The 13849-nt window shown below is 70.7% G+C and carries 8 protein-coding genes and 1 pseudogene; 6 read left to right on the forward strand and 3 right to left on the reverse strand.

The genetic code is table 11. The annotated features are described in order from the left end of the window. The 3 genes from QM809_RS05560 to trmB form a co-directional block, all read right to left on the reverse strand. Window positions 1–3747, reverse strand: a complete 3747-nt coding sequence (locus QM809_RS05560) for an MMPL family transporter (protein WP_415044821.1) — start codon at window positions 3745–3747, stop codon at window positions 1–3. Between the two features lie 98 nt (window positions 3748–3845). Further along, a complete protein-coding gene (locus QM809_RS05565) occupies window positions 3846–4511 on the reverse strand; it encodes an NYN domain-containing protein (protein ID WP_415044822.1) in 666 nt (221 codons plus the stop codon). After that, complete coding sequence (gene trmB / locus QM809_RS05570; protein ID WP_415044823.1) at window positions 4508–5338, reverse strand: tRNA (guanosine(46)-N7)-methyltransferase TrmB; 831 nt, start codon at window positions 5336–5338, stop codon at window positions 4508–4510. The genes QM809_RS05565 and trmB overlap by 4 nt, the downstream gene beginning before the upstream one ends. A gap of 162 nt (window positions 5339–5500) precedes the next feature. On the opposite strand from trmB, the gene QM809_RS05575 reads away from it, so the two are divergent. The 6 genes and pseudogenes from QM809_RS05575 to QM809_RS05600 all read left to right on the forward strand — a co-directional run bounded on the left by QM809_RS05575 (window position 5501) and on the right by QM809_RS05600 (window position 13678). Next, window positions 5501–6259 (forward strand): hypothetical protein, encoded by a 759-nt coding sequence (locus tag QM809_RS05575; protein WP_415044824.1) that lies wholly within the window; start codon window positions 5501–5503, stop codon window positions 6257–6259. After that, the gene (locus tag QM809_RS05580) at window positions 6256–7512 is read left to right on the forward strand and encodes a hypothetical protein (protein WP_415044825.1); all 1257 of its coding nucleotides are present in this window, start codon (window positions 6256–6258) and stop codon (window positions 7510–7512) included. The genes QM809_RS05575 and QM809_RS05580 overlap by 4 nt, the downstream gene beginning before the upstream one ends. Continuing rightward, window positions 7509–7871: a DUF6802 family protein gene (locus QM809_RS05585; RefSeq protein WP_415044826.1), complete on the forward strand. Its 363-nt coding sequence runs from the start codon at window positions 7509–7511 to the stop codon at window positions 7869–7871. The genes QM809_RS05580 and QM809_RS05585 overlap by 4 nt, the downstream gene beginning before the upstream one ends. A gap of 131 nt (window positions 7872–8002) precedes the next feature. Further along, window positions 8003–9829 (forward strand): phosphoenolpyruvate carboxykinase (GTP), encoded by a 1827-nt coding sequence (locus QM809_RS05590; RefSeq protein WP_415044827.1) that lies wholly within the window; start codon window positions 8003–8005, stop codon window positions 9827–9829. A 170-nt stretch (window positions 9830–9999) separates the two neighbouring features. Continuing rightward, window positions 10000–10750: pseudogene (locus QM809_RS05595) on the forward strand (ABC transporter ATP-binding protein); the annotation flags it as partial. A gap of 342 nt (window positions 10751–11092) precedes the next feature. After that, on the forward strand, window positions 11093–13678 hold the full coding sequence (locus tag QM809_RS05600; protein ID WP_415044828.1) for an ABC transporter permease: 2586 nt from the start codon (window positions 11093–11095) through the stop codon (window positions 13676–13678). Window positions 13679–13849: the final 171 nt, after the last annotated feature.

Below are 13849 nucleotides of genomic sequence, written 5' to 3' on the forward strand. Positions count from 1 at the left end.
TCACACGTCGTCCCGGGCACCGCGGATGCGGTGCCCGGGACGAGCGGAGAGGATCAGGCGTCGCCGTTCCGGCCGCGGCTGCGGCGGAGCAGTTCCTGGACGCTGATCTGATCCTTGCGGTCGAGCCGTCGATCGCGGAGGTTCGGATCGTCGGCGGCCAACTGGTCCACGTCGACGGCCGGGTCGAGCGGGTCGACCGGTCGGCCGTACTGCGGCGGGATCCGGTTGGGCCCGGTCGGGGTCGGTCCGGGGTACGGACCGGCCTGCGCACGAGGTGTGCCCGGGTCGGGTGCCGAACCCGCGGGCGGAACCTGCTGCCCCGGGGCCTGCTGACTCGGAACCTGCTGGCCGGGGCCGGGGCCGGGCTGACCCGGGGCTTGCTGACCCGGGGCTTGCTGACCCGGGGCCTGCTGACCGGGGGCCTGCTGGCCCGGAGCCGGGCGGCCGGGGACCTGCTGGCCCGCGGCCTGCGGGTGCACCGGTTGCGCCGGGTGACCCGCGGGTCCCTGCGGCGCCGGATGCGCGGCCGGTCCCTGACCCGCCGGTCCCATCGGCGCGGCGCCTGCGGGCACCGGGCCTTGCGGCTGCGGGTGACCGGTCGCCGGACGGGGATGCGCGTCCGTCCGCGGGCGGGGCCGGGGATGCGTGCCGCTCGGCGGCCGGCCGGGCCCCTGTCCCGCGGGTCCCTGCGGGTGCGGAGCGGGCCCCTGGGGGTGGGGCGGCTGGCCGTGCGGTCCCGGTCCCTGCGGATGCGGTCCCTGAGGGCCCTGCGGCTGCAGTGGTCCCTGCGGGGCCTGACCCTGCGGGACGGCTCCCTGGGGAGGCTGCGGATGCGGTGCCTGACCGGGGCCCTGCGGATGCGGTGCCTGGCCCTGCGGTCCCGGCCCCTGGGGGATGCGGTCCCTGCGGCTGGGGCGCCTGGCCCTGCGGCGCCTGCGGCTGGGGCACCTGACTCTGCGGAGCCTGCGGTTGGGGTGCCTGGCCCTGGGGCGCCTGCGGCTGCGGTGCCTGCGGCTGCTCGGCCTGCGGCTGCGGGGCGGCCGGCTCGGGTTCGGACTCGGGTGCGCTCAACTGGACGCCGCCTGCGCCGAGCCGCCACGAACCGGTGTCCGGACCGGACTTGCCGCGGCGCAGCGCGGGCTCGTCGTCCCGGTCCTCGTCGCCGTCGACCGCCTCGTCCTCGACGGGCGGCGTCTCGGGCTCGTCGCTCCGATCGGTCTTCTGCGTGGGCCGTTCGTGCGGGGCGACGTCGGCGGTCTCCTCCGGTTCGGCGTCGTCGCGCTTCCGACCGCGCCGGGCCAGCGCCAGCAGTCCGCGCTTCTCCGACTTGTCGCCGGCCTGCTTCAACGCGAGGTGCGGTTGAGCCTGGATCACCGAGGTCTCGGCCTGCGCCACCGCCACGACGGCGCCCGCGCTGATGGTGCCCGGCGCGATGATGGGCGAGCCGCCCTCCTTGAACTCGGGCTCGTCCTCGAGGATCTTCTCGCCGAGGCCGACCTTCTGCTGCAGTTTGAGCATCCACGGCGGAGCCCACCAGCAGTCGTCGCCGAGCAGCTTCATGATCGACGGGACCAGCAGCATGCGGATCACGGTGGCGTCGAGGATCAGCGCGGCGATCATGCCGAACGCGATGTACTTCATCATCACGATGTTCGAGAAGCCGAACGCGCCGGTCACGACCACGAGGATCGCGGCGGCCGCGGTGATGAGGCGGCCGGTGAGCGCGGTGCCGTCGCGGATCGCGTCCGTGGTGGACGCCCCCTGGGCTCTGGCCTCCACCATGCGGGAGAGGAGGAACACCTCGTAGTCGGTGGAGAGGCCGTAGACGATCGCGATGATCAACACCAGCATGGCGGAGAACAGCGGGCCCGGCGTGAAGTTCAGCAGCGACGAACCGTGGCCGTCGATGAACATCCAGGTGAGGATGCCCAGCGTGGAGCCCAGGCCGAGCGCCGACATCACGGCGGCCTTGATCGGCAGGATGATGGAGCCGAAGGCCAGGAACATCAGCAGCCCGGTCACCAGGACCAGCAGGATCGCCATGAGCGGCAGCTTGGTCATCAGCGAGTCGATCGAGTCCTGGGTGAGCGCCGGGGTGCCCGCGACGAACATGAGCATCCCGTCGGGCTTCTCGATCGCCCGCAGTTCGCGGATGGCCTCGGCGGTGGTGGCCCGGTCGATCAGGCCGGCCGACATCTGGGTGAGGCCGTACTCGACGCCGTTCTGCTCGTAGACGCCGTCCATGCCGCCGTCGTCGGCCGACATCGAGAAGCGCTTGGTGAAGCCCGGGATCTCGTTGGCGGCCGCGGCGATGGATTCGAGCTTCTCACCGGCGTTCTCGTCGTCCTGGTTGTAGAGGATGACGAGTTTGAGCTCTTCGGTGCGTTCGGCGGGGAAGTACCGGTCGAAGTCCTCCTGCGCCATGCGGTGCGGATCGGACGGCGGCAGGTACTTCTCGCTGATGCCGCCGAACGCGATGTTGCCGAACGGGATGATGAGGGCCAGGAGCAGCAGCGCCGTCGGGACCGCGGTCTTCACCGGGTTGCGCATCACCCAGCTGGACAGGCGTCCCCAGAACCCGTTGATCACTTCTTCGCGGGTCTTGGTGCGGTTCAGGAAGGGCAGGCTCAGGGCGTCGATGCGGCGGCCGAGGATCGCCAGGATCGCCGGCAGCACCGTCACCGAGAGCATCGCTGCCAGGGTGATGGAGGCCATGGCGCCGTAGGCGACCGACTTCAGGAACGACTGCGGGAACATCAGCAGGCAGGCCAGGGCGGCCACGATGATGGTGGCCGAGAAGACGATCGTCTGACCCGAGGTCATCACCGATCTTCGGACCGCGGCCTCCACCGTGTAGCCGTCGGCGAGCTCCTCACGGAAACGACTCACCATGAACAGGCCGTAGTCGATCGCGATACCCAGGCCGATCAGGGTCACCACCGACTGCGCGAACACGTTCAGTTCGGTGACCTGGGCCAGCAACGTCATGAAGCCGAGCGAGCCGGCGATGGTGAGGCCGCCGATGAACACCGGCAGCACGGCCGCGACCACGCCGCCGAACACGAACAGCAGCATCAGCGCCACGATCGGCATCGCGACCAGCTCGGCGCGGCGGATGTCCTGGTCCATGCCGTGGCTCATCGCGCCGGCGACCGGCTGCAGACCGGCGGTCTGGAACTTGGTGCCGGGCATGTCGTACCGCTCGGCGAGATTCTGGAAGAACGGTTCGACGGCCTTGTAGTTGTTCAGGATCGTCGTGTCGTCGTTGCCGACGATGCCGATGGAGATGAAGCCCTTGTTGGCCTCTTTGTTCCACATCCGGTCGCGCTTCATCTGCTGCGCGGCCTCGTCGGCGCCGTTGGTGCCCTCGGGGAAGGGATCGATCAGACCGGCCCGGGTGTGGTCGTCGGGACCCTCCGGGCTCTCCCGGCTGATGATACCGGGATGCTGCTTCACCATGTCGTCGACGATGGTCTCGATCTTCGCGATGAACGCGGAGTCGTCGAGCGAGGTGCCGTCGGGCGGGGTGATGATCAGCAGCATGTCGGACTTGTGGTCGCGTCCGAGCGCGGTGTCGGCGATGATCGAGCCCTGCACCGACTCCGAGGTGGGGTCGAACCAGCCGCTCTGCGACAGGTACTTCGGCAGTTGCAGGCCGTACAGGCCGAGGCCGCCCATCAGTGCGATGAGCACCACGATGACCGTGAAGCGCATTCGGTAGACGAATGTGCCGATGGATCCGAACACGTCGGTTCCTTCCTTCCGCGGACAAGATCCCGAGCGGCATCCTCTCAGGCTGTCCTGAGAAAACGCGACATGCTTCGGGGCGTGCCGTGTTGGCGGTACTACTTGAGAAGAGTGGACAGGGCTCGGAACGGGGTGAGCCAGGCGCCGTCGTCGGGCAGGGAGTCGAGGCTGATCCGCGGCAGCGGTTCGCGGAAGACGGCGGGGATGTCCTCCATGTCGATGAACTCGATCTCGGTGGCCGTCGTCGCCCAGGCTGCGTGCTCGCGGAACCCGATGACGGTGACCGGCACGCCCGTGCGGGCGAGGTCGAGCAGCGGTTCGCGGAACGCTTGACCGTCGGCGGAGGCGACGAACACCCCGGCGAGGCCGACGGTGTGCTCGCGCAGCGCGATGTGGTCGAGCATGTCCTGGTCGACGTCGCTGTCCTCGGTCAGCTTCGGCTTGGCGAACACCGCGAAACCCACGTTCCGCAGCGCGTCGACCCACGGACGGACCACTTCGGCGCTGCCCGGGACGATGTTGGTGAAGACCGTGGCCTCGGGCTCGATCGGCTCGTCGGAGGCCTCCTGGAGGTCGGCGGTGCGCCCCAGCAGCCAGCGGCCGAGGGCGTCGAACCGGGGCCGATGCGCCGCGGTCGGGCGTCCGCCGAGGATCCCGCCGAGGCCCATGTCCATGTTGGGGGCGTCCCAGACCAGCAGGACGCGCTTGGCGGTGCCGGTGCCGGTGCCGGAGACCGTCGTTCCGTAATCGGAGACGGGGGTCATGCTTCCTCCTCGTCGTCTGTGTTCTGGGTCGGGTCCGGGTCGCAGCCGGACGGTGTTCTCGGGAGCGGTTTGACGTAGACGAACTCGTTCACGTCCCGGCCCTCGCGTGCGGCGCGGCCCTCGAACTTGGTGGTCGGCCGTTCCAGCAGGATCGGTGACTCGTAGGTGAGCGGCACGACGTGCGGGCGGCTCGGGTCCTGGGTGGCCAGCAGCTCGGCGATCCACAGCGCGTAGTCGGCGTGGTCGGTGGCGATGTGCAGGATGCCGCCGGGCGCGAGACGATCGGCGATCAGTTCGATGGTCCCGGCCTGCAGGAAACGCCGCTTGTGGTGCCGGGCCTTGGGCCAGGGGTCGGGGAAGAAGACGCGGACGCCGGTCAGGGAGTCGGGGCCGACCAGTTCGGTGAAGACCACGGTCGCGTCGCCGCGGATCATCCGGACGTTGGTCAGGCCGCCGCGATCGATCAGGCCCAGCAGCTGGGCCAGCCCGGGCTGATAGACCTCCACGGCCACGACGTCGGCGTCCGGTTCCGCGGCGGCCATCGCCGCCGTGGAGATCCCGGTGCCGCTACCCACCTCGATGATCAGCGGTGCTTCGCGGCCGAACCAGGTCTGGGCGTCGAGCGGGGGCTCGTCGATGCGGTTCGGGCCGAAGCTCAGGTCACGACCCAGTGCGGGCCACAGCTGTTCCCAGTTGCGGCGCTGGCCGGTGGTCAGGGTGCCGCGCCGGAAGCGGAAACTCGTCGCGCGCGGGTAGAGGCGCGAGCGGTCGGCGTCGTGCGGCTGCTCGGTGTCCGAGTCGGTGTTCACTGCACCATCGTCTCGCATTCGGCCTGAATATCGGTATCCGACACCCGAACGGGACGGTCACGAGTAGGGTTCGATCACATCTCGGCCTTGGGGGAGGTTGCTGTGGGGGAGTTGTTCGACGACGGGCATCGCGGTCTCGGCGATCGCCGGGAACTGCTGGAATGACGACGCTGCGCGCCGTTGCAGATCGCGGTGACCGGACATCCGGGCACCGGGCGGGACACCGTCGCGAGGGCGCTGCGCAGGTGTTTCGGCGTCCGGGCGCGTCGTCTCGCGGACCGCGGCGGAGCCGACGGCGGGTCTTCGGGGAGCGCTCTCCCGCCCGATCTCGCGGTCCACGTGCTGGGCGCGGCGGTCCGCGACTGTGATCTGTCCTTCCTTCGCCGGGTCGACGTGCCGATCGTCGCGGTGCTGGGCAAGTGTGATCTGCGCGGGGGCGCGGAGGAGGTGCGGTCGCTGGTCGCGCGGGCGGCGCGGGACCTGGGGCGGCCGGTCTTCGGCGTCTCCGGTCCGGCGGCCGCGGCGCAGGTGACCGAGGACCTGCGCGCCGCCCTCGCGGATTGGGCCGTCGCGGGACGGTGGGTGCCGGTGCTGGCGGCGTCGTTCGTCGACGTCGACGACCCGGTCGAACGGGCGCGCCGGACCTCGGCGCTGGCCGAACTCGGCGGTCGCGGACTGGCCGTCGCGCTGGAGCGCTGTGCCGCCGAGCCCACGGTGAGCGCGGCCGAACTGACTCGCCACCTGCGCGGATTCAGCGGGATCGGGGCGTTGGCGGCACCCGTCCGGGCCTGTGCGCCGGTGATCGCCGCGGAACGGGAACGACGGCATCGTCGTGCCTTGACGTTGCTCGCCGCCCGCGGCGGCGGCCCGGACGGCGGCGGATCGGCGGGCGGCGCCGAGACCGACCGCGACCGGTGCGAAGCGGACCTGATCCGATGAGGGACGACGGCGCCGGGATCGCGGTGGCCGGCCCGGCCGGTGCGCGGCCGGAGGAACTGGCCGCCGCATTGCGGGCCGCACTGGGGGTTCCGGTGGTCGTGACTGGGAGCGGAGAGCCGCCGTCCCGGAACACGGTGGGGCTGCTCGCGGTGGACCTGTCGATCGCCGCCGGGCGTGACGAGGAGGAACTCCTCGCGGGGCTGTCGGCGCTCGGCGGGCCGGTGGGCCTGGTGGGAGTCGGCGCCGGGACCGACCTCGGTTGGCCGCGCCGGCTCGCCGATGCGCGCGAGCGACTGGACCCGGAGCAGCGGTTTCCGCTGTTCGCGGTCTCGATGGAGGTGCTTCGGACCGGGGACGCCGAGCGGAGCGGTCTCGCCGCGCTGGCCTCGTGGTGCGCCGACCCGGGGGATCCCGCCGACTCCGCTGAGACCGCCGCTGCCCGTGAGAGCACGGCCCAGACCGGGGCCGAGGGCCGACCGGTCGGGTCGGCTCTGTCGCGGCATCCGGCGGGGGAACCGGTGCGGTCCGGGTCGGCCCCGGCCGACCCCGGGCGCACCCGGGCCGAGCGGCTGTCCGGGGCGCGTGCCGGGCTGGCGGAACTGCGGGCTCGCCTCGCCGCCGAACTGCGTGCGGGGGCGAGCGAACTCGCCGCGGCGGCGCAGACGGCGGTCGACGGCTCCGGCGGTCGGCGCGACGGACCGGTGGCGGACTGGCTGGGCGAGGCCCTGACCGTCTACCGCGATCGGATCGACGCCGAACTGCGCGCGGGCCTGGACCACCTCCGGTCGACGGCGCTCGTCGGACTGTCCGCGGCCGCCCCGGCCGACCGCGCGGACCCGCCGGACCGGACCGGGGTGGGGGCGCTCGTCGTCCCCGGACTCGAACGCCGGGGCCGCAGGCCCGCCGCCGAAGACCTGGTGCTGCTCGCGCTCGGCGCCTCCGCGGGACTGGGGATCGGCCGGATGCTCGTCGTGCCGCTGGTGCAGTGGGCCGGATTCGGTGCGGCGGCGACGGCGCTGACCGTGCTGGCGGGGCTGGCCACGGCGGCGGGCATCGTCGTCGTACGTCGGCAGGGTGCGGCGCGGGCGGCGTTGCGCGCCGAGACGGCCGAGGCGATCGGGGCGCTGCGGGGAGCACTCGAACACGCGGTCGCCGCCGCCCTCGGCGCCGCGGATGCGCGACTCGCCCGCGAGTTGTGGAACCGGACGGCGCCCTCGTGCGTCCAACCTTCCAGAGAAGGAGTGAAAGCATGAGCGACTGGATGGATCTGCCGGGTGCGAGCACGGGTGACGAGGGCGGTGAGAAATCTCTCAGCGACCCCGTCGGGGCCGGTCTCGTCGACCCGGACGGGGCGTTGGAGAGTCACCTGTGGGTGTTTCAGGACGGGGCGGTCTGGGACCTGGGGCCCGCGCAGCTCGACGCCGACTCCGACGGGGTGCCCGATTCGTTGACCAGAGGCGCAGACGGCCTGCTCACGGTGTATACCGACACCGATGCGGACGGGCGGGTGGACCGGATCACCGAACTGGACCCGACCGGGCGCTGCGCGGTGCACCACCTCGACGCCGGGACGGGGCGGTGGCAGCCGACCACGCTCGGGCGCCTGGACTGACCTCCGGCGGGTCCGAGGTCCCCACCTGATCGAGTGCTGTTTTTGACCGCTGGTCAGCGGCGGTATCATATGGGCCACTGCGCAGGCGTGGTGAACTGCGCGGAATCGGCGATTACAAGGAGACAGGTCAAATGACCGCTGCGACCATCCCCGGCTTGGAAGCCGGATCTGCACCCACGAATCACGCCGGCCTACTGGCCTGGGTCGCGGAGGTCGCCGAGCTCACCGCCCCCGACCGCGTCGTGTGGGTGGCCGGCACCGACGAGGAGTGGGATCGTCTCACCGCTCAACTCGTCGAGGCGGGCACCATCGTCAAACTGAACGAGGAGAAGAAGCCGAACTCGTTCCTGGCTCTCTCCGATCCCGCCGACGTCGCTCGCGTCGAGTCGCGCACCTTCATCTGCAGCAAGACCGAAGAAGAGGCCGGGCCCACCAACAACTGGGTGGATCCGGACGAGATGCGCGCCACCATGACCGAGCTGTACCGCGGCTGCATGCGCGGCCGCACCATGTACGTGATCCCGTTCTGCATGGGCCCGCTCGGCTCGGACGACCCCAAGCTGGGCGTCGAGGTGACCGACTCCGAGTACGTGGTCCTGTCGATGATGGTGATGACCCGCGTCGGCACCCCGGTGCTCGACCTGCTGGGCGACGAGGGCTTCTTCGTGCAGGCGCTGCACTCGGTGGGCGCTCCGCTCGAGGACGGTCAGGACGACGTCGCATGGCCGTGCAACCCGGAGAAGTACATCGTCCAGTTCCCCGAGGACCGGGTGATCTGGTCGTACGGTTCGGGTTACGGCGGCAACGCGCTGCTGGGCAAGAAGTGCTACGCGTTGCGGATCGCCTCGGCGATGGCCCACGACGAGGGCTGGCTGGCCGAGCACATGCTGATCCTCAAGCTCATCAGCCCGGAGGAGAAGGTCTACTACGTGGCCGCCGCGTTCCCGTCGGCGTGCGGTAAGACCAACCTCGCGATGATCCAGCCGACCCTGCCGGGCTGGCGCGCCGAGACCGTCGGTGACGACATCGCCTGGATGCGTTTCGGTGCGGACGGCCGCCTCTACGCGATCAACCCGGAGTTCGGTTTCTTCGGTGTCGCCCCGGGCACCGGCTACGACTCCAACCCGACCGCGATGCAGACCATCGAGGCGGGCAACACGCTGTACACCAACGTCGCGCTCACCGACGACGGCGACATCTGGTGGGAGGGCATCGGCCCGGCCCCCGAGCACCTGACCGACTGGCGCGGCAACGACTGGACGCCGGAGTCGGACGCCCCGGCCGCCCACCCGAACTCGCGCTACTGCACCCCGATGGCGCAGTGCCCGTCGCTGGCCCCGGAGTGGGACGACCCGCAGGGCGTGCCGATCTCGGCGATCCTGTTCGGCGGACGCCGCAAGACCACCGTCCCGCTGGTCACCCAGGCCCGCGACTGGCAGCACGCCGTCTTCATGGGCGCCACCATGGGCTCCGAGCAGACCGCCGCCGCCGAGGGCAAGGTCGGCGCCGTGCGCCGCGACCCGATGGCGATGCTGCCGTTCCTCGGCTACCACGTCGGCGACTACCTGCAGCACTGGCTGAACATCGGACAGCGGGAGGGCGCCCAGCTCCCCGCCGTGTTCTACGTCAACTGGTTCCGCCGCGGCGAGGACGGCCGCTTCCTGTGGCCGGGCTTCGGCGAGAACAGCCGTGTCCTGAAGTGGATCACCGAGCGGATCGAGGGCGAGGCCGAGGGCGTCGAGACCCCGTTCGGCATCGTCGCCGCTCCGGGTGAGATCGACGTGACCGGCCTCGACGTGGCCGCGGAGGACGTCACCGAGGCGCTCACCGTGAACAACGACGAGCTGCGCGCCGAGATCCCGTCGATCAGCGAGTGGTTCGAGTTCATCGGCCCGAAGCTGCCGGAGGCCCTGCAGTCCGAGCTCGACGCACTGATCAGCAGCCTCGACGAGGCCTGATCGGCGGATCGGAGTCACTCCGTCCGACGTCGTCCGACGCCCCGGTTCCCGTGCGGAACCGGGGCGTCGCGCATCGCGGCGCCGCCCGGAGATCGCTGTGACGCAGCCGTCGCGGACTGGGGGACATTCCCCATCGACACGGCCGGTCGGAGTCTGGAACCTTAGACGGTATGACGCAACCAGCAGAGGAAACGCAGGGCACGGTCGCCGCGGCCGCACAGCACGTGGTGAAGACGTACGGGTCGGGTGACACGATGGTCCATGCGCTGCGGGACGTGTCGATCGAGTTCGGGGCGGGCGAGTTCACCGCCATCATGGGACCGTCCGGATCCGGCAAATCGACCCTCATGCACTGCCTGGCGGGCCTCGACACCGCCTCCGCGGGGCTGGTGACGATCGGTGACGTGAACCTCTCGGGGCTGTCCGACAACGACATGACCAGGCTGCGCCGCGACCGGATCGGGTTCGTCTTCCAGGCGTTCAACCTGGTGCCGACGCTGACCGCGGAGGAGAACATCACCCTGCCGCTCGACATCGCGGGCAAGCAGGTGGATCAGGAGTGGTTCGACACGGTCGTGAAGCGGCTCGGTCTCCGGGACCGACTCAGCCACCGACCCAGCGAGCTGTCCGGCGGCCAGCAGCAGCGCGTCGCCTGTGCCCGGGCGCTGGTCGGCCGCCCGGACATCATCTTCGGCGACGAGCCCACCGGAAACCTCGATTCGCGCTCGTCCGGGGAGGTGCTGGGCATCCTGCGGGCCGCCGTCGACGAGTTCGACCAGACGGTGGTGATCGTGACTCACGATCCGCGCGCGGCGTCGTTCGCCGACCGCGTGGTGTTCCTGGCCGACGGCCGGCTGGTCCACGAACTGCGCAAGCCCACCGCGGACGACGTGTTCGCCGTGATGCGGGGACTGGGCGACGACGCCGCTCCGGAACCGGAGGCTCCGGTCGCCGCGGACGAGAGCGCGGACGCCGAGACCGAGGAGGCGGGCGAGGCCGCAGAGAAGTCGGCCGCGGGGAAGTCGGGCGCAGAGAAGTCGGCCGCGGGGAAGTCGGGCGCGGAGAAGTCGAGCACGAAGGAGTCGGGCGAAGGGAAGTCGGAGGCCGACGAGAGCGCCGACGAGGATTCCGCCGACGACGAGAAGACGGCCGACGACGAGGACTCCACCGACGAGTCCACCGACGGCAAGGATTCCGCCGACGGCGAGGGCTCCGCCGACGAGGCCGCCGGCGAGGCGACCGACCGCGGGGAGAACTGAGACGATGTCCTCCTCCACCGTGATGCGCAAGGTCTCCTTGCGCAACCTCGCCGCCCACAAACTCCGGCTCCTGCTGTCGGTGTTCTCCGTGGTGCTGGGCACCAGCTTCGTGGCGGCCTCGGTGATCTTCACCGCGACCGTCCAGAACTCGTTCAACCAGATCTTCGACAACATCGCCCGCGGCGTCGACACGCAGGTGACGGCGACCGAACAGCAGTCGCCCGGCGTGCCGGTGGCCCTGGTCGACAAGATCCGTGCCGCGCGCGGAGAACTCGGCATCGACCGGGTCCAGACCAACTACACGGGCATGGTGAGCATCGCCGCCGAAGACGGCTCCGCGCTCCAGACCGGCGGCGCCCCGAGCATCGGCTCGGGATACGTCCCGCCGGACCAGGCCGTGGTCCAGGACGATACGAAGTACGTCGAGGGCCACGCGCCGCAGGCCCCCGGCGAGGTCGCGCTCAACAAGTCGGCCGCCGAGAACGGCAAGCTCAAGGTGGGCGCGAAGACCCGGGTGGCGCTCAGCTCGGGTGACATGCCGACGCTGGAGGTGACCCTGGTCGGCATCTACGACATGCCGTCGGCCACCGGCGGTTTCGCCAACGTCGTCTTCACCCAGGATCAGGCGCGCGAACTGTTCTCCGACGGAGATTTCGTCCAGATGGTCGATCTGTCGGCGGTGGCCGGTGTCAGCGACACCCAGCTGCGCGACCGCGTGAACGAGTTCGTCAACACGGAGAAACGGACCGACTCGTCCGGCCGGGAGATCGATCCGATCTACACGGTGCGCACCGGTGACGAGGTCCGCCAGGACCAGAAGGACGCGATGGGCGAGGTCGTGACCGTGTTCCGGTACGTCCTGCTCGCCTTCGCCGCGATCGGCCTGATCGTCGGCACCTTCATCATCTACAACACCTTCTCGATGATCGTCGCCCAGCGGAACCGCGAGCTGGCGCTGCTCCGGGCGATCGGCGCGAGCCGCAAGAACGTCTCGCGCTCGGTGCTGCTGGAGGCGCTGGTCGTCGGCATCCTCGGCGGCGGCGTGGGCCTGGGCCTGGGCATCGGGATCGCCGCGCTCATGCAGACGCTGACGGCGGACGGCGGCATCCCGCAGGCGGGGCTGACGGTGGGGTTCCCGGCGATCCTGTCGGCGATCTTCGTCGGCGTCGTCGTGACCCTGCTCAGCGCCTGGATCCCGGCACAGCGGGCGTCGGGGATCCCGCCGGTGGAGGCGATGCGGATGAGCTCCGCCGAGCCGGGGGCCGGTTCGCTCAAGGTGCGCACCCTCATCGGCGTGGGCTTCGCGGTGGTCGGCGTCCTGGCGCTGATCGGCGGCATCGTCGCCAGCGGTGTGGCCGCGCTCCTGCTCATCGCGCTGGCCGCGATCCTGCTCATCGTCGCGGTGGTCCTGGGCGGCCCCGCTCTCGCCGGTCCCGTGGTCGGCGGCATGGGCAGACTCCTGCAGGTGCCCTTCGGCACCGTCGGCAAGTTGGCCCGCACCAACGCCGTGCGCAATCCGCGCCGCAGTGCGGCGACCGCGTTCGCCCTCACCATCGGCCTGGTCCTGGTGGTGGTGATCGGCACCATCGGCGCGTCGTTCCAGACCGCCGTGGATCGGAACATCGACCAGCAGCTGTCGGCCGACTTCGTGGTGTCGGGTAACAACGCGCCGATGTCGGCGGCGGTCGGCCGCGCGGTCGCGCGCGTCCCCGACGCACAGACCACGGTCTCCTTCGACGTCACCATGGGGAAGCTCGACGGCCTCGACACGCCGCTGACCAGCGCGTTCGGCGGTCCGATCAGCGATGTGATGGGCATCGAGATGCTCGAGGGAGCCGCGGAGCCGGCCCCGGACGGGATCCTGGTCAGCGAGTCGGTCGTGGCCACCCGAGGCTGGAAGGTCGGCCAGAAGGTCGACTTCTCTTCGACGACGGGCGTCACCGTGCCGGTGACCGTCTCCGGTGTCTTCAAGACCAACCAGGCGCTGGGCGACTGGCTGCTCGGGAACGAGGCCTTCAAGAAGCTGCTGCCCTCGCCGATGTCGCGGATGACCTTCTTGGTGCTGGTGAAGAGCAAGCCCGGAGTGTCCGAGAGCGCGATGCGGACCCGACTGGAGGAGGCGGTCAAGCCCTTCCTCACCGCGCAGGTGCAGTCGAAGGAGCAGTTCCGGAACAGTTTCGCGGCGGTGGTCGACGTCGTGATGAACACCCTGTACGCGCTGCTGAGCCTGGCCCTGGTGATCGCCGTCCTCGGCGTCGTCAACACGTTGGCGCTCTCGGTGGTGGAGCGTCGCCGGGAGATCGGCATGCTCCGGGCGATCGGCATGAGCCGCGCCCAACTGCGCCGCACCATCTACCTGGAGTCGTCGTACATCGCCGTCTTCGGCGCCCTGCTGGGTGTGGTCGTGGGGCTGGCGATCGGCCTGCCGCTGGTGCGCGCGTTGCGGCACTGGGGCTTCGACGCCATGACGGTGCCGTGGGATCTGATCGTGATCACCCTGGTCGGTTCGGCCGTGGTGGGCGTGATCGCGGCCGTGTGGCCGGCGATCAACGCCGCGCGCACCAAACCGCTCGAGGCGATCAGCGAATAAGAGGGGAACAGATGGCGGGACGGCCGGCGCGAGGCGCGTCGGCCGTCCCGTTTCTTCCACCTTGTCGGCCGTTGCGAAATAGCGGCGCACGAGGGAGATATGCCCTCGTGCACCGCTATTTCGCAACGGCCGACCTCCGGTCTCGGGTGCGCTTCTCCCCGCTGCGACAGC

Origin of the sequence: Gordonia sp. (in: high G+C Gram-positive bacteria) (genome assembly GCF_047600385.1) — a bacterium.
Lineage (GTDB): Bacteria > Actinomycetota > Actinomycetes > Mycobacteriales > Mycobacteriaceae > Gordonia.